We start from the raw sequence: 26622 nt of genomic DNA, 5'->3' as shown, positions 1-26622 counted from the left end.
GAAAAGTCCCTCCCTCTCCGCCAGATAACTTCAAAAAATATCTGTTTTGATAGAGTTATCTTGATAAGCCTTTTCAGGCTTATTCCTGAAATCATCACTGAAAAATTTCACCAAAGCAGTTTTTTGGCGTGCTTTGGCTTCTGAGGCGTTTGAGAAAACACGCTTCTTGCAAGCGAGCTGATAGTGCTTCGTGCAGGACAGGGTCCTTCTTCCCTGAGTCGCACCTAAGTTGTCTAAGGCAAGCCTTCCTCCACTAAGCCTCATCCGATGCACGGAACCAAAGCTATGATCAGATCCTTATAGATACGGTCTGGGGTGGCGCTCGGGGCCTCATACCCACAGGAAGGATCGCTTATCATGATTACCGTGCATCATCTGGACAATTCACGTTCCCAGCGGATCCTCTGGCTGCTGGAGGAGCTGGAATTGCCCTATGACATCAAGTTTTATAAGCGCGATCCCAAAACCATGATGGCCCCAAAATCTCTGCGGGCCATTCATCCCCTGGGCAAGGCTCCCGTCATCACAGATACCGATGGTAATGTGACGCTGGCAGAAAGCGGGGCGATTATCGAATATCTCATCAATAAATACGGCAATGGCCGCCTGGCACCTGTGCGCGATACACCCGAGTACATCCGCTTCATCTACTGGCTGCATTATGCAGAAGGGTCGGCTATGCCACCGCTTTTGCTCAAACTGATATTCGGGATGCTGCCAGAAAAGGCCCCTTTGCCTTTCCGCCCCTTTGCTTTCCTGATTGCGAAAGGAGCGCAGGCAAAATTCATTAATCCGCAGGTCAAGCTGCATATGGATTATTGGGAACGTAGTCTGTCAGACAGCGCATGGTTTGCCAGTAATGACTTTACCGCAGCGGATATCCAGATGAGCTTCCCTCTTGAAGCCGCTGCTGCCCGCGCCGAGGCGACGGACGGTCGGCCTCACGTGAAAGCGTTCCTGAGCCGTATTCATGACCGCCCCGCGTATCAGCGCGCCCTGCACCGAGGCGGCAAGTATGCTTACGTGAATAATGATAGAAAGCCTGCTTCCTGAGTAAGGGGAACGGTGATCCCTCCGTCACTTATCCACGTGATATTTAACGGTCACCAGGTGGTCATGCTCGATCACGGGAACACCGTTTTTGATGGGGCGTCGATAGTTCTCATTGCGGCAATAATCCAGAGAGATATCGTCCAGATCAGGCTTTTCGCTTGATATGATCCGGCAGTTTACGTTGTGGCCGTCTTTGCTGATATCGGCCTTCATCACAACGGTGGCTTCCGCGTGGTTCTGTGCCGTCGGTTCTGGAGAAGCCGGTGCAGGCTGGACAGGCTGAGACGCGCTCATAGCGTCCGCAGGTGCCGGGGGCTTTTCCTGCGTTGCGCATGCCGCCAAAAGAAGTGTGAGCGTTGCCGGGATAACTCTTTTCAAATTCGCCTCCTGCGGGATTTTGAAGACGATAGCCGTAAGGTGAGGAACTGGAAACGGCTTCTTCCTGTTCAGGGTCAGGGTGCTTTTTTCTCGGTTGCGAGACATCCCTGTCGCGTGCAGTGGCGATGGAGAAAATCCTGCTTCCCATCCCATGAACGCTGGAGCACCCACGGGGACCACTGATGCCCAAGAAGGTGACAGATGAGGCGTGATCTGAACCATCTCATGATTGAGTATTTCCTTTCGTAATCAGGTGTTTCTGATCTTTTTTAAAACAGAATTTTCTAAAAATTCTTTTGATAATTATGAGAGAAGCGGGACTAATTTAAGAGGGGGTATATTCCAAAGCCTGCTCCATCCACGCGGCAACATTCAACAAATGGTCATCGCGCATGTGATGCCCCATTGCCATGATTCCAACCGGCGCAGAGCCGTGCTCATGGCATGGCAGGCTGATGGCGCAGCGGTCCAGAAAATTGGTGATTGTCGGGTTGCGCAGAAGCAGCAGGTTGGTCATCGCGTAAACGGCGTCATCGTGCAGGTCATCAATGCGGGGGGCGATAATGGGCACCGTGGGCATCAGGATGGCGTCATACGCATCCAGTAACTCAGCCGCTTTTGCAATCAAGGCGCGGCGACGCAGCAGGAGTGTGATGTAGTCGACGGCAGTCTGTTCTTTGCCACGCAAAATGCGTTTTAAAACAAACGGATCATAAAGATCGCCGTGCTCTTCAATAAATTTTTCATGCCATGTGAGGGATTCCGGTGCGGGGAAACCGCCCAGCGCGTTAATTTCCGGCAGCGTGTCCAGCTCCGGAAAGGTCACGTCTGTCAGGATAGCGCCTGCCTGCTCAAGCCTTTGGAGGGCGTGCTCATAGGTGCGGGCCACAATGCTGTCCATGCCGACGGTCACGTAGTTACGTAGAACACCCAGACGCGGCGCGCTGATGCTGTCTGCCACAGGCGCATCCGTCGGGTTGATGCTTTGCCCGGCCAAGGCGCGATCCGCTGCCCAGCAGCAGGACACAGTACGTCCCAGACTACCGATGGAGTCCAGCGTAAAAGACAGAGGAACTGTGCCAGCGGTGGAAATGCGTGAGGCGGTAGGCTTGTAGCCAACAAGCCCGGTCAGGGCAGCGGGGATACGGCAGGAGCCGCCTGTGTCACTGCCAATACCGACCGCAGCCATGCCATCTGTGACTGAGATGGCCGCCCCGGAGGATGAGCCACCCGGAATGCGACGATTTGCTCTGTCCCACGGGTTGGCGGGTGTGCCTGTATGCGGATTGATGCCCACGCCCGAGAACGCAAATTCGGTCATGCTGGTGCGGCCAATGGAAATCAGCCCGGCTTTGCGCATATTAGCAATGGCCGGGGCGTCCTGTGTGGCTGGGGCGGCGTGTTCCAGAACGCGGGAGCCTGCTTTGGTCACAGACCCGGCTTCATCAAACAGATCTTTGACTGAGGCAGGGAGGCCTGAAAGAGCGGGGAGGGGGCGACCCTGCCTGCGCAGGCGGTCACTCTCATCCGCCGCAGCGAGAGCGGCTTCAGTATGCACGGCGACAAACGTGCGGGAGCCTTCACCCTGTGGGTCCGCAATGCGGTCCAGCGCCTGTTCCACCAGATCCCGACTGCGCAGCCTGCCGTCCGCCAGAGCCTCTGCCATAGAAAGAAGGGACTGAGGGGCAGTGCTCATACAGACAAACTCCGTCTTGCATCCCGCGTCAGGCGGGCGGCTTAATGCTGGGTATGCGATCAGGCTGCGGCAGCCGGGTCTTTCAGCGTTACAATCAGCGGCACATGGTCGGACGGGCGTTCCATGGCGCGCTCTTCCTTGTCAGGCTGGGCATCAATTAGCCGCTCCGCAACGCGGGGGGAGAGCAGAGCGTGGTCAATACGCAGGCCGCAGTCGCGCTGCCATGCTCCCGCCTGATAATCCCAGAACGTGTAGGCGGTGCCGGTGGGGTGAACGGCGCGCAGAGCATCGGTCAGTCCCAGCCAGACCAGACGCCGCCATGCTGCCCGGCTTTCAGGCCGCACCAGGGCATCATCAGGCCCCAGAGCGCCGGGGGCGTAGTCTTCAGAGGTCGGGCAAACGTTATAATCGCCAGCCAGCACAAAATCGGTTTCAGAATTCAGGAAGCTTTGAGCGCGGCAGGCGAGCGCATCGAAAAACGCCAGTTTGGTTGCGTAGCCCTCTTCCCCACCGGAGTTGCCGTTGGGCAGGTAGAGGTTGCCCAGCGTCAGCCCTTGCGTGCGCACTTCAACATAGCGGGCTGCGGGGTTTTCAAATCCCGGCAGGTGGTCGGTCGTGGTTTCAAAGTCACCGCGCACCAGTGTCGCCACCCCATTGTAGGATTTCTGGCCTACAACGGCGCATTCATACCCGGCGTCCCGAAAGATTTCGGCGGGAAAATGCGCGGTTTCGCATTTGATTTCCTGCATCATCAGCACGTCTGGTTCATGGCGTTTCAGCCAGTCCAGAATCAGGTCTTGCCGTTGACGGACTGAATTGACGTTCCAGCTTGCGATTTTCATGCGACGGAAAAGCTCGTGCCGCACCCGCAGGAAGACGCTGCATTCGGGTTATTCACCGTGAAATGCGCGCCCATCAGTTTGTCCGCAAAGTCCAGTTGGGCACCGGCCAGCAGGTCGAGGCTGACGGGGTCTACCACCACCAGAGCTTCGCCCTTGTCCAGTTTGATGTCATCCGGTGCAATATCGTCCGGCCCGATCAGTTTGAACTGATACTGGAAGCCATTACAGCCCCCGGCTTCCACCGCCACGCGCAGCGCGGCAGGCGGGGCTTTCCCCTCTGCGGAAGCAGAAGCGGTGCGTGATGCAATCACGCGGGCAATGCGCGCGGCTGCGGCATCGGAGACGGAAAAGGGCTGGGGCTGGGTCATGTCTTTGTAGATAGCGTGCGCGGGCTCTGGTTTGAAGGGGCAGTGAGGGCGTGCATGGTCAATTTTCACGCAATGGCCTAGGGTGCCTCTTCTATGGACGCGGGGCTAAAACCGCCCACACCAGAGCAAGCAGGACCGGAAGACTTATGGGATTACAGGCTGCCGCACAGATGTCTCTCGCACCCTACGCCGTGCATATGGCACCGGAGCGGGGACGCCGCTTGCATGCGGAAGAGGAATCACTCACCCGCTCCCCCTGGCAGCGTGACCGGGACCGTGTGGTGCATTCCTCCGGCTTTCGTCGCCTGCAATATAAGACACAGGTCTTCATCAACCATGAGGGCGATTTTTTTCGTACCCGGCTGACCCATTCTCTGGAAGTCGCACAGGTGGCGCGCTCCATGGCGCGGTATCTGCGGCTGGATGAGGACCTGACGGAAGCCGTGGCTCTGGCGCATGATCTGGGCCACACGCCGTTTGGCCACGCGGGAGAAGAAGCCCTTGCCGCCCAGATGCAGCCGTGGGGCGGGTTTGACCATAATACGCAGGCCCTGCGGCAGGTGACACTGCTGGAGCGGCGCTATCTGGCGTTTGATGGCCTGAATCTGACATGGGAAACACTGGAAGGGCTGGCTAAACATAATGGGCCGGTAAGGAATCCCTCGGCCCGTTTGCGGGAGATTGATGCGCAATGGTCTCTGGATCTGGGGACGTATGCCTCGGCGGAGGCGCAGGTGGCCGCTCTTGCGGATGACATTGCCTATCACGGGCATGATCTGGATGACGGCGTAAAATCCGGCCTGCTTTCACTGGATGATCTGGTGGATGTGCCGCTGGTGGGGGAGGCCCTGCGGGATGCCCGCAAGCTGGCCGCCGATTTACCGAAGGATACGCCGCATATAAAGCAGCGCATCCGGCACGAAATGGTCCGACGCGTCATTCACGCTCTGACAACGGACGTGCTGGTTTGCACCCGGAAACGACTGGCCGATCTGGCTCCGCAGAGTGTGGAAGAGATTCGGGCAGCATCGGAACCCGTTGTGGCCTTCAGCCCGGAGATGGCAGAGGCCAACAAGAGCATCAGGAAGTTCCTGTTTGCAAAGCTTTACCGCCACTGGCGCGTCAACCGCATGACCTACAAGGCCAAGCATGTGACGTCCGAACTGTTTACCATTCTGGTGGAGTCGCCCAAGTTGCTGCCCGATGGCTGGCGTGAGCCCGCTCTGGCGGGAGACGAGGCCGGATTGCGGCGTACAGTGGCCGATTATGTCGCCTCCATGACGGATCGCTACGCGATGGAAGAACATCGCCGGTTGACTGATCTGTCCATAGCAGGCTGAAAACGCGGTTCTACCGCTTTCTTTGGGATCTTGAGTGTAATGTCAGACTGTTTGTTCCAGCGTTATCGTCACCACGTTCTGGCCGCCGTTCGGGCGATGCTGCCTGATGTGTCGGAAGAAACGCTGGCCCGTGTGGAAGTCACCCCGGCGCGTGACCCCTCGCATGGGGATATGGCAACCAATGCGGCCCTGTTGCTGGCCAAGCCGGCCCGCCGCAAGCCTGCCGACATTGCCACGGACCTCGTCGCCGCACTGGAGAAAGTTGAAGGCGTTGCCCGCGTGGCCGCTGCCGGTCCGGGCTTTGTAAACATCACACTCACCCCGGACGTGCTGCGCGCCACTCTGCCTGCCGTGCTGAAGGCCGGGGAAGCCTATGGCGAGTCGCAGTCTGGCGCGGGTGTGCGGGTGAATGTGGAATATGTGTCCGCCAACCCCACCGGCCCGATGCATGTGGGCCATTGCCGTGGTGCCGTGGTGGGTGATGCGCTTGCCAACCTGATGGCCAAGGCAGGCTTTGACGTTACCAAGGAATTCTACATCAACGATGCCGGCGCACAGGTGAAGGCGCTGGCATGGGCGGTTTACTGGCGCTACCTGCAGGCTCTGGGCACCACCGTGACGGAAGAAGCGTTTGACGCTCTGACCCCGACCGGCCTGCAATATCGTGGCGAATATCTGATCCCGGTGGGTGAAGCACTGGTCGCTCAGTATGGGGACAATTTGGCGGAACCCGGTGCAAATCCGGCCCCGGAACTGACATGGCTGGACACGGTGCGCGACTTTGCCGTGGCGCAGATGCTGCTGGCCATTAAAGATGATCTGGCAGCCCTGGGCGTGCACCAGAATGTTTTTACGTCCGAAGCACAGGTGCTGCGCGATGGCGTGACAGATGCCGCTATCGACAAGCTGGAAAAACAGGGTCTGCTCTATGAGGGCGTGCTGGAGCCCCCCAAAGGCAAGCTGCCGGATGACTGGGAAGAGCGTGAACAGCTCCTGTTCCGTTCCACCCAGTTTGGCGATGATGTGGATCGCCCGATGCGGAAATCGGACGGCACCAACACCTACTTCGCCAATGATATTGGCTACCATGCGGACAAGGTGGCCCGTGGTGCGCAGATGATGGTGGATGTGTGGGGCGCGGACCATGGCGGTTACGTCAAACGCATGAAGGCGGCCGTACGTGCCGTGACGAACGACACCGTACCGCTGGAAGTGGTGCTGTGTCAGATCGTGCATATTTTGCGAGATGGCCAGCCGGTGAAAATGTCCAAGCGGGCAGGCACCTTCGTCACGCTGCGGGACCTGATTGATGAAGTGGGCAAGGATGCCGTGCGCTTCACCATGCTCACCCGCAAAAGCGATGCACAGATGGAGTTCGATCTGGATCTGGTTGTGGCGCAGAAGCGCGATAACCCGGTCTTTTACGTGCAGTATGCGCATGCACGCTGCCGCTCCGTGCTGCGGGCCGCGCAGGAAGAAGGCTCTTACGGGGCCATTACGCCGGACGCTCTGGCCGCTGTGCCGCTGGATTGCCTGAATTCCGATGCAGAAATGGCGCTCGTGCGCCGTATGGCAGAATGGCCGCGTCTGGTGGAAGCTGCGGCACTTGCGCGTGAACCGCATCGCGTGGCCTTCTATCTGGCGGATCTGGCGGGTGATTTCCACGCGCTGTGGAACCGTGGGCGGGATGATGCGTCTCTGCGCTTTCTCCAGCCCGATGCGCCTGATGCCACGCGGGCGCGGCTGGCACTGGTTGCGGCAACTGCAACCGTGATTCGGTCCGGGCTGGCTGTCATGGGCGTAGAGCCTGTGGAGGAGATGCGTTAATGAGCGAAAACGACAAAGGGTCTTTTGACGAGCGCATCAACCGTGCGCGGGAACGCATGAGCACGGATTATGATGCGCCGCCTCCGCGCCGTCCGGCTGCCCCTGCGGGCGGCGTCGGGGCTGGCGTGATTTCTCAGTTTCTGAGCAGTGATACCGGAACCCGTCGGCTGGTTTACGGGGCTGCGGGGCTGGGTGGTCTGCTGGTGCTGGGCATTGGTGGCTGGGCGCTGATGGGCCACCATCAGAGCGGGGTGCCCGTGCTCGGGCCGCCGCCGGTTGCCATGAAGACCAAGCCGGTTGATCCGGGCGGGATGCAGGTGGATGGCCTGAGCGCGCCGGAGGCTGATGACGGGCAGGCGCATCCGGTACCCGCGCCGGAAAAGCCTAATCCGGGGGCGCTGGCCGCACAATATGGCCAGCAGGCAGCCAAAACGGCAGCCACGGAAGGTTCCGCCCCCGGTGACGTAGCATCTGCCGATCAGGCCAAAGGTCTTTCCGCCGGAGCGGATGGGGGTGCGCCGGAAGGTGACGCGTCTGCTCCTGCGGGCACGTCTGCCCAAACCGATGCCCCTCAGCAGCCGGAAAGCCTGCCTGAATCCGGCAATGGTGTTGCGGATGACTCCGCTTCCGGGGATGCCGCAGCCAGCGCACCGACGGCAGCCCCCGTTGCTCCCGTGCCTGGCAAGGTCGTTCCTAAACCTGCACCGAAAAAGGTTGCGCCTGCGGAAGACGCTGAACCCGCCCGTAAAACGGAAGAGGCAGGCCCGGCGGCCAGTGCGGGCACCAGCGGGAAGTTCCGCGTCCAGCTGGCGGCACTTCAGAACGAAGCACAGGCACAGCAGGAATGGAGCCGCCTGAAAACGCGCTACCCGACCCTGTTTGCAGACCGCTCACCGGTGATCGAAAAAGTACAGCGGGATAACGCTGTATTCTATCGCCTGCGGGTGGGGGGCTTTGCCTCGGTCGCGGAAACGCGCAGCTTCTGTAGTGCCGTGCGGGAACGCGGGCTGGGCTGCACACAGGTTCATTAAGGGCAGACAGAATGGATGCCGCGCAGCCGCCTGAGAGTGTGCCAGAGATGGAAACACTAGAGCCTCAGCCAGACCCGGCAGAGGCTTCTGGCGCTGCTGTTCCGGTAGGTGCGGACGCTGGCAGGGATGGCGGTGTGCCGCGTGTCCCCCTGCTGTCACTGGACGGGTTTGAAGGCCCGCTTGATCTGCTGCTGGATCTGGCGCGGGCGCAGAAGGTTGATCTGTCCCGCATTTCCATCCTGCAGTTGGTGGAACAGTATCTCGCTGTTGTGGAATCTGCCCGCAAAGTGCGGCTGGAACTGGCGGCAGACTGGCTGGTTATGGCCGCCTGGCTGGCCTGGCTGAAATCCCGCCTGCTGCTACCTGCGGAAGATGAACTGGCAGCGGAGGGGGAAGACGCCGCCGAGCTTTTGCAGGAACGGCTGATCGAATTGGCCTGCATGACGGAACTGGCCCGCTGGCTGGATGCCCGGCCTCGGCTGGGGCGCGATGTGTTCGCCCGGGGTGAGGGCGAAACCCTGATTGAAATTGACCGCTCCGGTCTGGCGCTGGATATGCCGCAACTCATGCGCGCCTATATGGCGGCCATGCGGCGTACCGCCCGGAAGCGGATTTATGCACCCCGCACTATCCGGTTCTGGACGGTGCAGGATGCGCTTGCCCGTCTGACTCGCTTGCTGGGCAAAACCCCGCCGGGCTGGAACAGTCTGGATGCCTTTTTACCGGAGCAGTTGCCGGAAGAAGGCGTGGGGGAGGAGGCCATGCGCCAGCGGCGGGCCGCCGTGGCAGGCACCCTGATTGCGGGATTGGAACTGGCCAAAAGCGGTCGGCTGGAACTGCGGCAGGATGAAACCTTCGGCAAAATCCTGCTGCGCCCGCATGCGGAGCAGGACGTTTCGATGGACGAGGATACCGACCATACGGATGACGCCGCAACGGCGAGCAGGCGGGTGAAGGACGTTGAAGCAGCGGAGGGAAGTGCTACGCCAGCCGCGCATGATGACAGGCCCGGACGCAAGGCGCGGCGCACAGGCAGGGAGACCCCATGAGCGAAGAATCTGAGACGATCCCGCACGCTTCGCAGGTATCGCAACCTTCACAGGTGGTGGCCGATACGCCGGAGATTATAGCCGCTCTGTCTGGTATAGAGCCGCAAGGCGTAGATGTGCTGTTTGCCGTGCCGGATGACGCCGTGCGTCTGGCGGAAGCTCTGATTTTTGCGGGTACCGAACCGGTCAGTCTTCGGCGTCTGGCGGAATTGCTGGAACTCCGGCAACTGGTGCCAGGTGGCGTGGACGATCTCGGGGCCTTCGTGGCAGCTGTCATGGGAGCGCTGGTGGCGCGGTATGAAGGGCGTGGCGTCATGCCGGTGGAAGTGGCCGGTGGCTGGCAGTTCCGCACAGCGCCAGATCTGGCTCCTGCTCTCACCCGCGTGCTGGAAAAACCCCGTCGCCTGCCGCGTGCGGTCATGGAAACGCTGGCGATTATTGCCTATCACCAGCCCTGTACCCGCGTGGAAATTGAAGAAATTCGCGGGGTCAGTCTCGGCCAGAATGTGCTGGATACGCTGATTGAGGCGTCTCTGATTGCCCCGCGCGGACGCAAGGAAGTGCCGGGGCGCCCGGTGCTGTGGGGCACAACGCCTGATTTCCTGCGGCATTTCGGCCTGCGTGCTCTGTCTGACCTGCCCCGGCGCGAGGAACTTCTGGTGGACGTGCCGGATACGCTGACCTCAGCTAGAAAGCCCGCCCAGAATGCAACAGAGCATACCACTGCAGAGCCGGAAGCGTCTGAAGAGCATTTGGTAGATGCGGATGAGGTTGTTCCTTCCGATGACGGTATAGAAGGCGATCCGGTTGAAACGGACCCTGATTTAACCCCCGCTGAGGGAGAGGTTGCCCCCGTTCAGCCCGAACTGGAACCGGATGCGGCAGCTCAGCCTGATGACGTATCCGCCCAGCCGGAGGCAGATGCCGGAGCCGCAACTGTTTCCGAGCCGGGGCGGTCGTGATAGATCTGCGGCGTCTGCGCGTAAATCCTGCCCTCTCCGGCGTACTGGCATGGGGCAGGGGTACGCGTGCAAGAGAGACGCATGGGTGGAGAGGCTCGTTCTCCCGCTTCATGCTGATGGGTGGTCCTGCGGATGTTTGATTTTGCCTGGTCGGAAATTGCGCTGATAGGAGCGGTGGCGCTGGTCGTCATTGGTCCGAAGGATCTGCCTGTGGCCATCCGGGGGCTGGCCGGGTTTGTAAAAAAAGCACGTAAGCTGGCGAGCGAGTTTCAGTCGCACGTGGATGAAATGGTGCGCGAGGCGGACCTGACGGAAGTGCGCGACCATGTGCGGGATCTGCGGAACCTGAACGTACGGGGCCGCATCATGAAAGCCATTGATGGGGATGGCACACTGGCTCGGTCTTTTGATGAGCCGCCCGGAGTCCGCCCCGCAGGTCCGCGCGGACTGGATACGCCGCCGCGTCCCACCGCTGTTGCCGGCACGACAGGTGGTTCGACCGCCATGCTGGAAGAACGCAGCGTTGGTCTGCCCAGCCTGCCGCCTTCTGCGGCAAGCGGTGCCGGGCTGGATGACCTCAACCCGCCGGTGGAAGATGAAGTGGTGGATGCTCCGCCGGAACTGCCGCCCAATCATGTGCGGCGGATTGTCAAGGAACGTGCGCGGCTTTTCCCGCCTGCGATTCTGCCCCCCGTGCGGCTGATGCACGGGCAACGCCGGGTGGCGCCGGGGCCAGCTGTGCCGGGTCAGTCAGTTGCTGAGCACCCTGCGCAGGCGCTTGACGGCATGGAGGCCGGGCGCGGGCTATGAAGGAGAACGAACCCCTGCAGGATGATCCGATCCACGATCAGCCCATGCCGCTGATTGACCATCTGCTTGAACTGCGCCGCCGCCTTTTATGGTCCGGCGCGGCCTTTCTGGTGTGTTTTGCGCTGTGTTACCATTTTGCAGGTGACATCTATCTCTTTCTGGCCCGGCCTCTGGGCGAGATCATGCGGCAGCAGGGTGAGCAGCCGCATCTGATCTACACGGCGCTGTATGAGGCCTTTTTCACCTATATCCGCGTGGCCTTTTTCGGGGCGGCATTTATGTCCTTCCCCATTATTGCCATTCAGGCGTGGATTTTTATCGCCCCCGGTTTGTACCGGTCGGAAAAGCGGGCTTTTGCTCCGTTTCTGATTGCAACGCCCATCCTGTTCCTGCTGGGTGCGGCGCTGGCGTATTACTTCATTTTCCCCATCGCATGGCGGTTCTTCCTGTCCTTCCAGACACCGGGCAGTTCTGGCGGCGTGCAGATTGAGCTTCAGGCCAAGGTGTCTGAATATCTCTCACTGGTCATGAAGCTGATCATGGCGTTTGGGGTCGCGTTTGAACTGCCGGTGGTGCTCACCCTGCTGGCGCGGGTGGGGATTGTGACCGCCGATATGCTCAAGCGCTTTCGTCGGTATGCCATTGTGGGGGCGTTTGTCATCGCCGCCATTCTGATGCCGCCGGATGTGATTACCCAGATAGGGCTGGCGGTGCCGCTTGTCCTTCTTTACGAAATTTCCATTGTGGCAGCCCGGCTTGTTGAACCTAAGACCAGGCCGGACCCGCTGTCCGAAGAGACCACTCCAGAGGAAGAGGCTTCCTGATCCATGCATGATATCCGCGCTCTGCGCGCAGACCCTGCCGCTTTTGATGCCGATCTCGCCCGCCGCGGGATCGACCCTGTCGCGCAGAAGCTTGTCTCATGGGATGAAGAACGGCGTCAGGCGCAGACGGCCCTGCAGGAAAAACAGGCCCGCCGGAAGGCGCTGGCGCGTGAAATTGGCGGTATGAAGCGCACCGGTGGTGATAGCAGCGCGCTGGAAGCCGAAGGCATTGAGATCCGTGCCGAGATGGAAATACTGGAACGGCGTGTGGCCGATCTGGAAGGCCAGAGCGCTGAAATTCTGGCCAGCCTGCCCAACCGGCTTGACCCCTCCGTGCCTGAAGGCCCGGATGAAACGGCGAATGTGGTCCAGCATGTCTGGGGCACGCCGCGTGAGTTCAGCTTTACGGCACGCCAGCATTTTGAGCTGGGGGAAGCGCTGGGCCTGATGGACTTTGCCATGGCCTCCAAACTTTCCGGTGCCCGGTTTGTGGTGCTGCGTGGTGCACTGGCTCGTATGGCCCGTGCACTGGGCCAGTTCATGCTGGATCAGCATACGGATGAGAACGGCTACGAAGAAACACAGGTGCCGGTGCTGGTGAATGATGCTGCCATGTATGGCACGGATAAGCTGCCCAAGTTTGCCGATCAGTCTTTCCGCACAGAAGATGGCCGCTGGCTGATCCCCACGGCAGAAGTCCCGCTGACGGCCTCTGTCACGGGCGACATTCTGGATGCTCTCACGCTGCCCCGCCGGATGACGGCGCTGAGCCAGTGCTTCCGCAGTGAGGCCGGGTCTGCCGGGCGTGACGTGCGCGGCATGCTGCGCCAGCACCAGTTTGAAAAAGTGGAAATGGTGTCCGTCACCACGCCCGAAGAGAGTGAAGCAGAGCATGAGCGCATGACGCGCTGTGCTGAAAAAATTCTGGAAAAGCTGGGCGTGCCGTATCGCCGGGTGCTGCTGTGTGCGGGCGATACCGGGTTTGGGGCCGCTAAGACGTTTGATCTGGAAGCATGGCTGCCGGGTCAGGCAGCATGGCGTGAAATTTCGTCCTGCTCCAACACGCGCGATTTTCAGGCACGCCGCATGAATGCCCGTTTCCGCCCGCAGGGCGGTGGTGCGCCGGTGTTTGTGCACACGCTGAACGGTTCTGGTCTGGCAGTCGGGCGTACGTTGATTGCAGTGATGGAAAACGGTCAGAATGAAGATGGTTCCATCACGGTGCCAGACGTCCTGCGGCCTTACATGGGCGGCCTGGAACGGATTGGCTAGAGGCCTTTCTGTCAGGCGCGGGGAGGGGCTTTCTGGAATGTCAGTTGCACCATAAACCCATCGTTCTGTCCGGGGATGGGAGAAAATAAGTCCATCCGAATGGCCATTTGCCGGGCGATTGTCCGTGCAATGGCCAGCCCCAGCCCGCTGCCTTCCGTGCTGGGATTGCCGCGCACAAACGGGTCCGTCAGACGATTGAGCAGATCCGGGCCGAGAGGCGGGCAGGTGTTTTGAATCGTGACGCAGGCGCTGTGTTCATAGGCTTGTGCCTGATCAGCAGCCGAGGTGTCAGCCACACAGCACGCCGGAAGAGCGGAGCTGGCGGTGACATGCACCTGCACGGCAGACCCCTGCGGGTTATGGCGTAAAGCATTTTCCAGCAGATTGCGGAACAGGATGCCTGCTGCATCCAGATCCCCCAGAACATCCAGCTGTGTCAGGTCACCCGTTTCAATCACAATGCGTGGGCAGGCGTGGTCAGGCCGGTCCAGTTCATCCGCTACTACATGCAGCACGGGAAGCAGGTCAAACTGATCTCGCCGCAACGCCGTGCCTGCAACAGCGCGTGATAGTTGCAGCAGTTTTTCAACTGTTCGGCTCAGGCGATGGATCTGGCTGATGAGTGCATCCAGCCGTTGCCTGGTATTTGCAGCATCCTGAGCAGCATCACTTTCTGGGTTTGCATTGGCAGCGCCAGAGGGTTTGCGTAAGGCTGTGGAACGCAGCATCTGCGCCTGTGCCAGCAGGGCGGCAATCGGGTTGCGGAGTTCATGCGCCGCATTGGCGGCAAAAGCGCGTTCTGCAGAAAGCGCTTTTTGTAAACGCTCTAAAAGAGAATTGACGGCGACCTGAATGGTGGAGAGTTCAACTGGCAAAGCTAGTTCCGGCACCGGTTTGAGGTTGCCGCTGCCTCGTTCCCGGATTTCATCCTGCAGGCGGACCAGCGGCCGCAGCCCCCGGCGCACAATCCAGATGACCAGAAGCCAGATGCAGGGCACCGAGCCAATAATGGGCAGCACGGCAATCAGAATGGCTTTATTTGTGGCCTGTGTGCGATGCAGGCGGGGTTCCCCCACCAGAATAAAGCGGTCCACCTGCGCAGCGGGTGTTACATACACACGGAACTGCGGCAGCATGTAAAACCCGCTGGAAAGCGGTACGGAAAAACGGACTGCGGGTGCATTGGAAGATCGTAGCAGGACATGGCCTGCGGTATCCGTAATCTGATAGGCCAGCGATGTGGGTTTGATATCGGACAGATGCGCCACATCATGCCCCGGCCCCTGCTGGTTCAGGGCCAGAACGGCAAATTGCAGCCGCTCTCCTACTTCCTGCAGGGAGTCATCCAGGCGTTCTGTAATCTCGTATTTTGTAAAGCCGGCTGTCATCAGAGTGACAATCGCAAGACAACCAATCACCACCCCCGTTACCCCACGGATCAGCCGCGTTGCCAGCCGCCAGGGGCGTACAGGTTTGTCCGGGGACGAGGTCATGAAGCTGCTGGTTGCTCAAGGCAGTAGCCGCGTCCGCGTACGGTGCGGATAATGTCCGCGCCCAGTTTTTTGCGTACGCGGCTGACGAAGACTTCTATGGTATTACTGCCAACTTCTTCTCCCAGATTATACAGCGCATCTTCTATCCGCTCACGCGAGCAGATTGCACCCGGGCGGCGGGCCAGCAGCTCTACCAGTGCCCATTCCCGCGCTGTCAGGTCAATCACCTGTCCGTCCCGCGTCAGGCGCAAGCGTTCCAGATCAATGTCGATATCGCCCACTTTCAGCCGGTTATCGACCAGCGGGCGGTAGCGGCGGCCCACGGCGGCAATCCGGGCGACCAGTTCATCCAGATCATATGGTTTGGCCAGATAATCATCGGCCCCGTCGGACAAACCGGCAATGCGGTCGCTCACCTGATCTTCCGCCGTGGTAATCAGCACGGCCAGAGGGGAGCTGCTCTGGCGGATTTCCCGCAGCAGGGTGCGGCCGCTGCCATCAGGCAGACCAAGGTCAAGCAGCAGCACATCATACTGCACAGTCGCCAGAGCGGCGCGGCCATCTTCCAGCGTGGTAAACCAGTCCACCGTATGTCCCGCCTGCCTTACCCGTTCCTGCACGGCAGCACCAAGATGGGGTTCATCTTCCATAATCAGGATACGCATGCGGCTCAGTGTCCTCTTTTGGGCGGGTCTTCTGTTTCATAAAACGCGCATAGAGCAGAGGCAAAACAAACAATGTGAGCAGGGTGGAGGTTACCAGCCCGCCAATCACCACACTGGCCAGCGGGCGCTCCACTTCCGCCCCGGCAGAGGCGGAAAACGCCATGGGGAAAAAGCCCAGACTGGCGACGAGGGCCGTGGCCATGACAGGCCGGAAGCGTTCTCTGGCGGCTGTGAATCCGGCGCGGGCCGCCCCCACGCCCCGGCGGCGGATCTGCTCGGCGGTGCTGACCAGCACCACGCCATTCAGCACCGCGACGCCAAAGAGCGCAATAAACCCGATACCGGCAGAAATGCTGAAGGGAAGCCCGCGCAGTACCAGCGCAAAAATCCCCCCAGAGGCGGCCAGAGGCAGATTGCAGAACACCAGAAGGGCCAGTCGCACGGTGCCAAGGGCCGCAACGAGCAGCAGGAAAATCAGCGTGAGGGCGACAGGCACAACAATACCCAGCCTTTTTGAGGCAGACTGAAGGTTTCGGAACTGTCCATCCCAGCGGATAGTATAGCCATGCGGGAGGGTGACGGTGCGTTGCACAGCCTTCTGGGCTTCGGTGACGTAAGAAGCCAGATCCCGGCCGCGCACATTGGCCTGAATGATCACACGTCGACGGATGCCGTCCCGGCTAATGCGTGGCGGAGCATCCTGCTGCCGAATATCCGCGACCTGAGAGAGCAGGACAGTCCCGCGCCCGTCCGCCTGTGGCACGCGCAGGGCACCAATTGCGGCAAGGGTACGTGTTTGTGCCGGGTCCAGCTGGGCCTGTGTGGCGATAATGGCATTGTTGGCCGTTGTAGGTCGCCCGATATGGCCCCCGATGGCTTCCACCAGATCCAGAATATCCTGCACGCGCACGTTCAGTCGGCCTGCGTTTTCCCGGTTGACGTCGATATGCAGGAACGGAATTGTGCCCTCATCCGCTGCCATCACATCAGCAGCCCCCCGCACACTGTTGAGGGCTTTAACAACCTGCTCGCTCAGGCGGGAGAGCGTTGGCAGATCATCCCCGTAAACAGACACGGCGATCTGGGTGCGCACGCCGGAGAGCAGATCATCCATCCGCATCTGCACAGGCTGGCTCCAGGAATAGAGGGCATCGGGCAGGTTCTCCTGTAGGGTCTTGTTCATGGCGGCGACCAGCTCTGCCTGAGAGCGCCCGGTACGAGGTTCCTTAAGCAAAATAAAGCTGTCGGTTTCGTTCTGTCCCATCGGGTCCGTCGGGATCGCGCCTGTGCCGGTGTTGCTGACGACTGTCTCTACTTCCGGAAAGCTTTTGATCAGCCGTTCCTGTTGCCGGACGGACCCCAGAACGGTTTGCAGTGCGGTGCTGGGCAGTCGCGTGGCTGTAAGCGTCAGCGCGCCTTCTTCCAGCTGGGGCACAAACTCGCTGCCCAGTGGCATGGCCAGACCGGCGGCCAGAAGGCATACGCCAAGACTGCCGCCAACAAGCAGCCGCGGCCTGCGCACACAGCGTGAGAAGAGGGGCAGATAATGCCTGCGTAACCATGCCATCAGCCGGGTTTCATGCGGCACATGCGTGTTCCGCAGCACGGAAACGCACAGGATGGGGATCCATACCAGACAGTAGAGGAGGGAGGCCGCCAGCGCCATGATGACGGTTTGCGCCATGGGTCGGAACATCCGGCCCTCAATGCCTTCCAGCGTCAGCACAGGCAGATAGACCATGATGATGACCAGAATGGCAAAACTGACTGGCCGGACAATCTGTTCTGCGGAAGAACGCACCAATGTTCCAAATGGCAGATTTGGTTCCTTCAGCCGACGGCTGAGGACATGCTCCACGACCACCAGAGAGCTATCCACAATCATGCCGAAATCAATGGCGCCCAGACTGAGCAGATTGGCAGAAATGCCAAATACCTGCATGCCCGTCATGGCGCAGACCAGCGCGAATGGAATAACGGACGCAATCAGCAGCGATGCCCGCAAATTGCCAATAACCGCAAGCAGCACGGCCACAACAAGTGCTGCGCCAATAAGAAGATTTTCCCGCACCGTCGCAATGGTGCGGTTGGTGAGCATGGCGCGGTTGTAATAAGGGGCCAGCGTTACACCCGCAGGGAGGGATTGCGTGATGGCAGGCAAAGCCGCCCGGATGCCCGCCAGCGTGGCATCGGAACTTGCGCCTTTTTCCATCATCACAACGCCGGTGACGATTTCCCCTTTTCCGTCACGCGTCACGGCTCCCAGACGGGTGCGTGGTCCTGTGTTAATGCGGCCCAGATCCCGCAGGCGTATGGCGGTGCCTCCCGGTCCGGTTTTGACGGTAATCGCCCCAAAATCCTTAAGGGAGCGCAGAAGTCCACGTCCGGCGACAACCTGCTGTTCGGCATGATGCTCAATCCAGCCGCCGCCCGCAGCCGCGTTGCTGGTATCTATGGCGCGATATACATCGCCTACGGAGAGGCCATAAGCGAGCAGACGGGTAGGGTCGAGCGTGACCTCCCACGTTTCTTCAGCACCGCCGCCAATATTGACCTCCGCTACACCCGGCACCAGCTTGAGTTGCGGGGATACGGTCCAGTTCATCAGGCGGTTAAGGTCCATCAGTGACAGGCCAGGGCCTTTGAGTTGGAACTGGAAAATTTCCCCCATGCCGGTGGTTAGCGGTCCCATGTTCAGGGTGACACCGGGCACGCTCAGCAGCGTGCGGGCCTGCGCCATGCGTTCGTTCACACGGGTGCGGTCCAGATTGATGTCGGAGCCATCCTCAAACTGAACATAAACAACCGAGACCCCGGAGCGGGAGACTGAGCGTAAATCCTTCACGCCCGGAATACCCGCCATGCTGCTTTCCACAGGAAAGGTAATCAGTTTTTCAACTTCTTCCGTCGCCAGACCGGGCGCTACGGCAGAGACCAGAACCTGTTGAGGGGAGATGTCCGGCACAGCCTCCACCGGCAGGCCCGACAAAACGACACAGCCTCCCGCCATGAGCAGAACCAGAAAGGCCAGCAGCAGAAAGCGGGCCTGATTCAGTTTTTCAAAAAATGTTCGCACGGGCTTAGTCCGCATCCATACCGGGCAGAAGCACCATGGCTTTCAGCGCCAGACTGCCATCACTTACAATCTGATCGCCATTTTTCAGGCCTGAGAGAATAAGAGTTTTGTCATTTTCCTCCATGCCGATGCGCACGGGGGTCGGCTGAAAATGGTCTGGCGCGGTTTGCACAAAAACGACAGTCTGGTCTCCAAGAGTCTGAACAGCCTGCGCCGGCACAATAAGGCCGGAGCCTGTCTGTGTCGTTTGCAAAAGGCTGTTCAGCATTGTTCCGGGGCGCAACTGTCCGGCAGGATTGGCAACGCGGCTGAGGACCCGCACCAGCCCGCTTGTCGGGTCGGTCGCGGTATCAATGGTTTCAATGGTGGAGAGCAGGGGCGGGGACTGTAGTGTGTCACCTGAGGGTGCGAAAAAGGTCTCCTGTCTGCCGCCCGGCACAATGCGTTGCGCATCCTGTGGAGGCACGTCTGAAACAACCCAGACATGGGCGGTGTCACTGACAGTCAGCAGCGGCACGGGTGGGGCGACATCCGCAGCGACTGCTGTCTCAACCTGCGTGACTGTTCCATCCAGAGGGGAAATGATGGTCGAGGTTTCATCCGAACCATGTGTTTCCGTAGGCGAGGTGTATTCTTCCTGCAGGCGGTGGGCCAGCACGCCCAGTTCCGCTTCATGGGTCGCAACGGTGTTCTGTGTTTCTTTCAGCACAGCCAGCCGGCGGCGCATTTCCCCAATAGAGACGGTCGTGCCAGCCAGTGCGCGCGCCCGATCATACGCCGCCGCAGCATTGGCGCGGTCTGCGCTGGCGGCGGCAAGGGCGGCCCGTGTCTGGGCGTTCTGCAGGCGGGCCAGATGCAGTGTGTGGTTCTGATACGTCAGCAAAGGCTGGCCCGCTTTTACCGTCTGCCCCGGCAATACGAGCACAGAAAGCACTTTCCCATCGCCTGCGGTATGAAGCGTGACGGTGCGCGTTGTATCCGGCAGCACACGGGCCATGGCGGGCAGCATATGCGCCAGCGTGCCCTGCGTGACAGGGGCTATATGAATCCCCTCGTTCCTGATGGCCTCAGCAGAGAGGGTGAGGGGCGGCAGAGGTGTGCCTTCTGCCAGAGCAGGCACGGGAACAACTGTCAGGCCGAGCAGAACAGCAGCAAGAAATTTCATGTGTAAAAATTTCGGTTTTTGAAAAAAGGATCTGCTGTAAAACAGGGATGTTCTTGTGGCAGGAACATGGGTGCGGGGAGTATGCGGATGCCTGCTCATGGCATTGGTGCGCCACTGCTGCGGGGAGAGGAGACCATCTCCGGGATACGGAGCGCTTCCCCCGGTTGCCGTGTGTGCGGAGGGGCGGCATCATTCATGCTGTCGGTTTCTGCTGTTGTAGGCACAACCAGTGCGGAAGGTTGCCGGGGCAGTGCGGAAGGGGTTTGCTCAAGCCCGGGTATCGCGCCGGCTGCAATCAGGGCGCGAAGAATGGCGCTGTGCCAGAGGATTTCCGCCCGATCTCTCACCAGATCAGCTGTATAGGCCGCCTGTCTTGCTCGGAGCGCATCATCCAGCGAGTTTTCCTGCAACTTCCATGAGCGTTCCATCAGATCCGCGCGGCGGTCCAGTTGCTGGGCGGCGGTCTGTGCACTTTTGAGCGCCGCAGAGGCGGATGCGAGGCGAGCGCGGATTTGCACCAGTTCCTGCCGCACCATGCGGCGGGCCAGCGTCTCCTGCGTTTCTGCGGCTGCCACGCGGTTGCGGGCTTCGGCCAGCAGGGGCGCATTATGCACGGCACTGGGCAGAGGCATGGTGAAGTTCACCCCCACCCGGTTATCCCACGGGCTGCCATATTGTTTTTCATGAATCGCCCCGACGCCAATCTCCGGGTTGGGCATGAAGGAACGACGGGCCAGAACCAGATCGGCACGGGCAGCGGCGGTTTCTTTCTGCGCTGTCCGTATTCGCGGGTCATTGTCTTCCACTGTGTGGGCCACAAGTTTCTGCTCAGCGCTTTGTGGTGCGGAAAAGGCCAGAAGGTCGGGCGCCACCGGAGACCCTAGCAAGGCGACCAGTCCGGCGGTAGCCGTCTGGGCTTCTTCCTGCGCCATGGCAGCGTCCGTCTGGGCAGAGGCGAGGGCGGCTTCCGCCATCTGCTGGTCGGCCTGTGTCATCTCGCCCGTGTGGGCTGCGCGGGCGACATTGGCACTCAGGCGTGCGGCAGCGCTGGACAGTGCCTGCGTGGTGGCGACGCGTTTGTGCGCCAACAGGACGGCGGCGGACGCATCCAGAAGGCGGACGGCAAGAGCCATATGCTCAGCACTGCTCCGTTCAGCGGCGGCCTCTGCATCAGCACGGGCCAGCTTACGGGTGGCGTTGCCTTGCCCCGGCAGCCAAAGCGGTACACTCACGCCGCCTTCATAAGTTGTATAGCCAAGGTTGGAGCCTACGGCGTGGTCATCAAAATAGGAACCGGAGAGGGACGGGCCGCCGGCAAACCAGCTTCCGGCAGCTCTGGCCCGGGATTCGGCAGAGCGGCGGTTGGTGCCTAGTTCCGAACGGAGCGGGTCCTGCGCCCATGCCATGGCAAGGGCATCGGGGAAGGAGAGGCGGTCACGTGGGGATGTGTCCGCGCTGAGTGAGGAGGAAACACTCTGAGCAAAGGCCGGATACGGAATGCTGAGTGCCATCAGCAAAACTAAGCAACAGCGAGAGGGCTTCATCAACTACCATACACCCTGGTCTGAACATGGTTTTTCCCTCTGGCATGGTACGCGCCAGGCGAGGAGGAACTCCTGCATAGAGCCTGAACCTGACAGGAAGCTGAACACGCCGTGAGAGGCGCATTCCTTTCAGGCTATGCTCTTGCCTGTTTTCCCTGCTGTCTGGCAGGGTTCGCACGGCGCGTTGTGCGCTTTTTCTTCTTTGTCTGGTGAGGTCACGCGTGCCCGGTAAACCTTATCTCTATCTGGCAGTTGCCATTGTTGCCGAGGTGTTTGCAACCTCCTGCCTGACCGCGTCGCATGGTTTTGAAAAACGCCTGCCCGGTATCATCAGTCTGCTGGGATATGGGGTGGCGTTCTATTTTCTGTCCCTCCCCATTAAGACCATTCCGGTCGGGGTGGTTTATGCCATCTGGTCCGGTGTAGGGATCGTGCTGGTGTCCCTTATCGGCGCGACGGTTTTCAAACAGTCACTGGACCTGCCAGCTCTTGCAGGTATTGCGCTGATCATGGCCGGGGTGCTGGTGATCAACCTGCTCTCAAAGTCTGTCTGAACCCACAGGCCATAAAAAAACAGGCTGACACCGGGTGCCAGCCTGTTGCGTCGTGATGCACAGATGCCTTCTGTTCTTAGAAAGACAAATCTTCATTCTCCCCGCCGTCACTGTCCTTATTGGACTGCGGAGCGGTTTTGGACGCAGGTTTTGCTGTGGCGTGCGGGAGTGAGACCGAGCCAATCCCGTCGACCTGCTGTGTCAGAGATTGCGGCGTGTTGGTGAGTTTTACGGACCCCGCCCCATCTATGGATACTTTAACGCGCCCCGTCGGTCCGGCTTTGACAGACCCGGCCCCGTCCATGGAGAGATCAAGGTCAGAGAGCGTCATGTCGGACAGATTGACAGAGGCTGCACCATCAATGACCAGTTTGAGACTGTCTGTATGGCCATGGGCTTTCACGCTGGCAGCCCCATTGATGGTGAGGTCCAGATGCGGCTGCTGGTAATTCTGCAAATCCAGAGAGCCAAACCCGTTCAGTGTGAGTGTATTCAGAGCCGGGGCCGTAATGGTGACGATCAGTGAACTACTCCGCCAATGGACATGGTGACTTTTATTTTCTGCCATATCCAGCGTGTTATCCTTCAGGGTGACACGCTCTACCAGTTTTTCCGACCCACTGACGGTTATGCCGGGTTTGTCTCCCTGCTTGTAGATAATCTGAGCAGGAAGATTGAGGGTCAGGGCGTTGCTGCCCTGCCAGTCCAGCGTGCGCGTCTGGGTTGGGCCTGCGGCTCCGGTGTCCGTCCAGTCAACGGTCCATTTTGTTGCCGGGAAGAGGACCGGCCCGCGGGATGCTGCCGCACCAAAGCAAAGAGCGGAAAGGGCTGCGCCACCCAGCGCGATCATTGTAATGCCACGGATCATGATGAAATTCCTTGAAGAGCAGGCGGATCAGGAGGGATTGGCTTTGGCAATCAGGCGGTAATGGGCGCGGCCATAGCGGATGAGCAGATTAAGCGTGCCGATGGTAAACAGGGCACACACCGCCACAATCGAAGCCCCGCCACTGGCCATGCCAAGGCTGATCAGCAGGCCCTGAAGCCAGTCTCCATCAAACCCCGGCAGTATGTTAATCAGCGCGAAAGGCAGCATCAGGCTGCCTGCCAGACAGATGCAGATCCCCACAATGAAAAACGCGAGGTCCACGGAGCCTATCGTCATCAGCACAGGGAGGACGACCAGAAGATCGAGTGCTGCGAGCCCAAGGATACCCACAATCGCGCCCAGCGCGTTGCTCAGGCTCCGTTCATCTTCCCACCGCCGCACCCCGGTTTCGGCCCGGACTTCCCGCGCCAGCCGGCCCGGGTCACCTAGTGCTGCGGCAATCTCACCGTCAGAACGACCGGCAGCACGACCTTCGTCAAAATGCGCGGTATATTCGGCAAGAATATCCTCAACAACAGAGCGCGGCAGGCCTTTCAATCCTGCGCGCAACTGGTCCAGGAACATCTGTCTGCTGTTCATGCCTTTGTGTTCCTTACGGTTTTCTGCACCGTCAGAGTGGTGGGGGGAGGAGAGGGTTCGGTGGAAGCGGCGGGTGCTGTGTCGTCAGACCCCAGAATGGCGTGGACGGCTTTTGTGAAGGCAGTCCACGCCGTGCGCTGGCTGTTCAGGCTCTGGCGGCCATGTTCTGTCAGCGCATAATATTTACGGGGCGGCCCTGAGGATGATTCCACAAAATAGGTTGAGACAAGACCATCTTTCTGCATCCGCCGCATGAGCGGATAGATGGTGCCTTCCCCCATATCAATGGCCTCAGACAAGCGGCTGGCAATGTCATAACCGTATGAGTCCGCCCGGGAGAGAAGGGCAAGCACACACAGCTCCAGCACGCCTTTCTTGAACTGAACAAGGTTGGGTTCCACGGTTTTTCCTGTTCCGGAGGGGCCTGCTGCCGGCGTTTGGCAGACGCAGACGACTCGCTGGTGGCTGTCGATAGCTATTCAATACAAACCAGAACCATTTATTGCAAGGTAGTGGTTTATGAAAAGTTTTCTCCAGCCTCAGGGTTCGCATGACGCCCTGAGCCAGCTTCGGATCAGTCATCTGAAAGAAGCCCCTTCAGGCCGAGGCAATCAGGCCTTTCATGGGCTCTGTTCTCGGGCCGGGGAACACCGTTGCAATGGCCTGTGGGGACAGGTGGAGATGATCGCAGAGAACACCTGCCGCAACGGCGCGCAGGTCTGTTGTGGGGCTGAGGTCCCTGTTTTCAAAAAGCTGGCTGGGGCGCAGGCCCGGCCATGTTCCTCCAACCTTGCCGCCCGCGACGGCCCCTCCGGCCAGAAAGGTGACTGTGCCGGTGCCATGGTCCGTGCCACCTGTTCCGTTCATTCGTACGGTTCTGCCAAATTCTGTCATGGCAAGCACGACCGTATGTTTCCAGTTCTCCCCCAGACTTTGATGCAACGCATTAATCCCGCGATCCAGCTGGGCAAGAGGGCTTCCCAAACGGCCAAGCTGCGCCGCATGCGTATCCCATCCCCCGATTTCCAGGGCGGCAATCCGAGGGCCATGAAGGGTGGACAGCATCTGTCCTGCGGCCGTTGAAAGCTGGGTAAAGGCGTCGGGTTTGTGGAGCTTGTCGAGCGAGGAAGATGTTGGCATCCCCGTCATGGCCGCGTCTGAAAAGCCACGTGCTCTGAGAGCATTTTTGAAAGCAGGTCCTGTAACCGGGTCGGAAGCGTTCAGAGCAGAAATCTGATGATAAAGATCTTCGCTGGGGTGCTGGCTTCCTGCTGGCGCATAACTTCCAACCCGGGCCGTTCCACGTAACAGAAGAGGAATAGTCAGCCCCATGGCCAGCCCATATCCATCAGGCCTGTTTGTTTTACCCTGAAGGCTTGCAACAGCGCGGTTCAGCCAGCCGCTGCTCAGGCGGTTATCTGCACCGCTTTCCAGATAGTCCTGTGCTTCAAAATGGGAGCGGCTGCGATAATGCCCAGCTACGGCGTAGACAGGCAGCATCTGTCCTTCGCGATAAAGGGTGTGAAGTGTCTGAAGAGAAGGATGCAGCCCATAAAACCCCCCAAGATCCAGAAGGCCACCCTCCTGCCCGGGTTCAGGAAGAACAAGGTCCCGCCGATGTGTTTTGAGGTCAGCATCTCCATACGGTGTGACAGCCGAGAGGCCATCCAGTGCGCCGCGAAGAAGAATAACCACAAGGCGTGGGTCGTCCGGCCCACCGGCAGGACCGGCAAAAGCAAGAGAGGAACGCCCGAGTGTCCAGCTTGCAGCCAGACCCAGCAGGGCAGTGCGACGATGGATCATCATGGGTCAACGCCTCTGGAATTCGGGTGAAGAAAAAAGCAGGGCCAGCGCGTCCTGACGGGAACCAGCGTGATGCATGGCAAGTTCTGTCCGGGGGCGCAGCGCCTGGCCAAGGGCGATATGGGCAATCTCCATTGGGTCTGCATTCCGGGCATGGGCGGCCATTCTCCATGCCCAGTCCGTACGGGCCAGCATGTCCGCAGGCGCGCTCCATTCTGCCGCGTTGTCACTCCAGCCATTGGGTAACGGGGCTTTCCATAACGGTTGGCCGAGAGAGGCAAAGGCTGCGTAAAGCACATGCGCGGGAGAATGCGGATCGGCTGGCTGACTGGGTTCTCCGCCGAATGAGAGGGCGCGGAGAACGGCGGTGGCATAGTCCATGGGGGAGCGGAATTTGCTGCCTGTCCGGTTGGCATCGTGCAGCGTTGCAAGAGCCAGAGACGCTTCCCGCAGGTCTCCTTCACTGCTCTGGAGCACCGCGGCAATGTGGCTGATATCCTGCTGCGCAGGCGTATCAGAAATAAAGTGTCCGACCATCTGGGTGGCTATATGTCGGTACGTTGCAGGATGAGTGCCCAGAAAATGCAAAGCCTGTAAGCCGCCGTCCTCGCCTTCGGGAAATGTCTGGCCCATGACGGTTTTCTCACCCGGTTCATGCGCTTTTTCCCGAAATACAAAGCCGGGCTGTTCGGCTTTCATGTCGATACTCCAGCCCGTCAGGATCGCGGCGAAGGATGTCACGTCAGTCTGGCTATAGCCTGCGGCAGGAGAGACCGTGTGCAGCTCCAGACATTCCCGGGCGAGATTTTCGTTCAGGCCATGATGGCTTTTGCGCCCCGCCGGACTGTTGGGACCAATGGAAGACGCATTGTCCAGATACATCAGCATGGCGGGGTGCCGCATGACGGCAAGCAACATATCCGAAAAGCGGCTGGTGACATGTGGGCGGATTGCTTCACGCATATACGCGCCAAGCACGGCTTTTGTGCTGCCCTGACGAAGGCTGACCGTAAAATGGTTGAGCCAGAACCACGCCAGCCGTTCCCGGAAAGGCTGTTCCGTCAGAAGCAGGTTATCCAGTTGAGCGGCGACTTCTGCCTGAAAAATTGGAGTGACCAGCGGGTCGCCCTGCATTTTGGTGCGGCGCTGTTCCCGCAGGGCAATGAGACCCTCCGAACATGGCCCAACATTTCTAAAGACCGCTGTATCAGGCTGGCCTAACTGACGTGAAAGCCAGTCATGGAGCGACGCCTCTGCGAGCGTGTCGTCTCGCTGACCCCAGCCAAACCTGTTGATTGCACTGACAAGTCGCATGACATCCTCACGATGTCCCGTGAGTGGGAACTGCTGGACTTATTGAAAGGTTGCTCGCTTTATGTGGCAAAATCTGGACAGGGATGCC

24 protein-coding genes are annotated in these 26622 nt (G+C 59.8%); 10 read left to right on the top strand and 14 right to left on the bottom strand.

The genetic code is table 11. The annotated features are described in order from the left end of the window. Window positions 1-357 precede the first annotated feature (357 nt). On the top strand, window positions 358-1053 hold the full coding sequence (locus AD928_RS07005; protein WP_062249393.1) for a glutathione S-transferase: 696 nt from the start codon (window positions 358-360) through the stop codon (window positions 1051-1053). A gap of 24 nt (window positions 1054-1077) precedes the next feature. Here the strand turns inward: AD928_RS07005 and AD928_RS14970 are convergent, their stop codons facing one another. The 4 genes from AD928_RS14970 to AD928_RS06985 form a co-directional block, all read right to left on the bottom strand. Continuing rightward, window positions 1078-1431, bottom strand: coding sequence for an energy transducer TonB (locus AD928_RS14970; protein WP_082779794.1), 354 nt, complete (start codon window positions 1429-1431; stop codon window positions 1078-1080). Window positions 1432-1756: 325 nt separating this feature from the next. Further along, window positions 1757-3127, bottom strand: coding sequence for an amidase (locus AD928_RS06995; RefSeq protein ID WP_062249389.1), 1371 nt, complete (start codon window positions 3125-3127; stop codon window positions 1757-1759). 59 nt (window positions 3128-3186) lie between these two features. Continuing rightward, the gene (locus AD928_RS06990; protein WP_062249387.1) at window positions 3187-3969 is read right to left on the bottom strand and encodes an exodeoxyribonuclease III; all 783 of its coding nucleotides are present in this window, start codon (window positions 3967-3969) and stop codon (window positions 3187-3189) included. Beyond that, a complete protein-coding gene (locus AD928_RS06985) occupies window positions 3966-4337 on the bottom strand; it encodes a HesB/IscA family protein (RefSeq protein ID WP_062249385.1) in 372 nt (123 codons plus the stop codon). Before AD928_RS06985 ends, AD928_RS06990 begins: the two co-directional genes overlap by 4 nt. A 170-nt stretch (window positions 4338-4507) precedes the next feature. Here AD928_RS06985 and AD928_RS06980 point away from each other — a divergent pair, with 170 nt between their 5' ends. The 8 genes from AD928_RS06980 to serS all read left to right on the top strand — a co-directional run bounded on the left by AD928_RS06980 (window position 4508) and on the right by serS (window position 13452). Next, window positions 4508-5677: a deoxyguanosinetriphosphate triphosphohydrolase gene (locus AD928_RS06980; RefSeq protein WP_062141800.1), complete on the top strand. Its 1170-nt coding sequence runs from the start codon at window positions 4508-4510 to the stop codon at window positions 5675-5677. Window positions 5678-5716: 39 nt separating this feature from the next. Next, complete coding sequence (gene argS, locus AD928_RS06975) at window positions 5717-7504, top strand: arginine--tRNA ligase (protein WP_062249384.1); 1788 nt, start codon at window positions 5717-5719, stop codon at window positions 7502-7504. Next, a complete protein-coding gene (locus AD928_RS06970) occupies window positions 7504-8535 on the top strand; it encodes an SPOR domain-containing protein (RefSeq protein WP_062249382.1) in 1032 nt (343 codons plus the stop codon). The genes argS and AD928_RS06970 overlap by 1 nt, the downstream gene beginning before the upstream one ends. A 47-nt stretch (window positions 8536-8582) precedes the next feature. Further along, window positions 8583-9584, top strand: coding sequence for a segregation and condensation protein A (locus tag AD928_RS06965; RefSeq protein WP_082779796.1), 1002 nt, complete (start codon window positions 8583-8585; stop codon window positions 9582-9584). A gap of 86 nt (window positions 9585-9670) precedes the next feature. Next, window positions 9671-10546, top strand: a complete 876-nt coding sequence (scpB, locus tag AD928_RS14455) for an SMC-Scp complex subunit ScpB (protein ID WP_233419996.1) — start codon at window positions 9671-9673, stop codon at window positions 10544-10546. Between the two features lie 132 nt (window positions 10547-10678). Further along, on the top strand, window positions 10679-11356 hold the full coding sequence (gene tatB / locus AD928_RS06955; RefSeq protein ID WP_082779792.1) for a Sec-independent protein translocase protein TatB: 678 nt from the start codon (window positions 10679-10681) through the stop codon (window positions 11354-11356). Continuing rightward, entirely contained in the window at window positions 11353-12180 is an 828-nt protein-coding gene (gene tatC / locus AD928_RS06950; protein ID WP_043550258.1) for a twin-arginine translocase subunit TatC, read from the top strand. Before tatB ends, tatC begins: the two co-directional genes overlap by 4 nt. A 3-nt stretch (window positions 12181-12183) precedes the next feature. After that, complete coding sequence (gene serS / locus AD928_RS06945; protein ID WP_062249378.1) at window positions 12184-13452, top strand: serine--tRNA ligase; 1269 nt, start codon at window positions 12184-12186, stop codon at window positions 13450-13452. Between the two features lie 11 nt (window positions 13453-13463). On the opposite strand, the gene AD928_RS06940 is transcribed toward serS, so the two are convergent. From AD928_RS06940 to AD928_RS06920, 5 genes are all read right to left on the bottom strand, one after another. Continuing rightward, window positions 13464-14945: a sensor histidine kinase gene (locus tag AD928_RS06940; RefSeq protein WP_062249376.1), complete on the bottom strand. Its 1482-nt coding sequence runs from the start codon at window positions 14943-14945 to the stop codon at window positions 13464-13466. Then, window positions 14942-15610, bottom strand: coding sequence for a response regulator transcription factor (locus AD928_RS06935; RefSeq protein ID WP_062249375.1), 669 nt, complete (start codon window positions 15608-15610; stop codon window positions 14942-14944). The genes AD928_RS06940 and AD928_RS06935 overlap by 4 nt, the downstream gene beginning before the upstream one ends. Continuing rightward, on the bottom strand, window positions 15585-18701 hold the full coding sequence (locus AD928_RS06930) for an efflux RND transporter permease subunit (protein ID WP_062249373.1): 3117 nt from the start codon (window positions 18699-18701) through the stop codon (window positions 15585-15587). The genes AD928_RS06935 and AD928_RS06930 overlap by 26 nt, the downstream gene beginning before the upstream one ends. Next, window positions 18691-19851: an efflux RND transporter periplasmic adaptor subunit gene (locus tag AD928_RS06925; protein WP_062249366.1), complete on the bottom strand. Its 1161-nt coding sequence runs from the start codon at window positions 19849-19851 to the stop codon at window positions 18691-18693. Before AD928_RS06925 ends, AD928_RS06930 begins: the two co-directional genes overlap by 11 nt. 95 nt (window positions 19852-19946) lie before the next feature. After that, a complete protein-coding gene (locus AD928_RS06920; RefSeq protein WP_233419994.1) occupies window positions 19947-21362 on the bottom strand; it encodes a TolC family protein in 1416 nt (471 codons plus the stop codon). A gap of 254 nt (window positions 21363-21616) precedes the next feature. Between AD928_RS06920 and AD928_RS06915 the strand changes: the two genes are divergently transcribed. Then, window positions 21617-21949, top strand: coding sequence for a DMT family transporter (locus tag AD928_RS06915; protein WP_062141754.1), 333 nt, complete (start codon window positions 21617-21619; stop codon window positions 21947-21949). A 76-nt stretch (window positions 21950-22025) separates the two neighbouring features. Here the strand turns inward: AD928_RS06915 and AD928_RS06910 are convergent, their stop codons facing one another. From AD928_RS06910 to AD928_RS06890, 5 genes are all read right to left on the bottom strand, one after another. Continuing rightward, window positions 22026-22817: a GIN domain-containing protein gene (locus tag AD928_RS06910; RefSeq protein ID WP_062249365.1), complete on the bottom strand. Its 792-nt coding sequence runs from the start codon at window positions 22815-22817 to the stop codon at window positions 22026-22028. A gap of 27 nt (window positions 22818-22844) precedes the next feature. Next, window positions 22845-23417, bottom strand: a complete 573-nt coding sequence (locus tag AD928_RS06905; protein ID WP_062249363.1) for a DUF1700 domain-containing protein — start codon at window positions 23415-23417, stop codon at window positions 22845-22847. Next, a complete protein-coding gene (locus tag AD928_RS06900; RefSeq protein WP_062249361.1) occupies window positions 23414-23818 on the bottom strand; it encodes a PadR family transcriptional regulator in 405 nt (134 codons plus the stop codon). Before AD928_RS06900 ends, AD928_RS06905 begins: the two co-directional genes overlap by 4 nt. 196 nt (window positions 23819-24014) lie before the next feature. Further along, window positions 24015-25223: a DUF1501 domain-containing protein gene (locus tag AD928_RS06895; RefSeq protein ID WP_062249359.1), complete on the bottom strand. Its 1209-nt coding sequence runs from the start codon at window positions 25221-25223 to the stop codon at window positions 24015-24017. 3 nt (window positions 25224-25226) lie between these two features. Beyond that, window positions 25227-26534 carry a DUF1800 domain-containing protein gene (locus AD928_RS06890; RefSeq protein WP_062249357.1) on the bottom strand — a complete coding sequence of 436 codons (1308 nt, stop codon included), beginning with the start codon at window positions 26532-26534 and terminating at the stop codon, window positions 25227-25229. Window positions 26535-26622 lie beyond the last annotated feature (88 nt).

This window comes from Acetobacter cerevisiae, assembly GCF_001580535.1.
Lineage (GTDB): Bacteria > Pseudomonadota > Alphaproteobacteria > Acetobacterales > Acetobacteraceae > Acetobacter > Acetobacter cerevisiae.
Note: the sequence above shows the minus strand (reverse complement) of the source record. Positions and strands in the feature narration are given on the sequence as shown.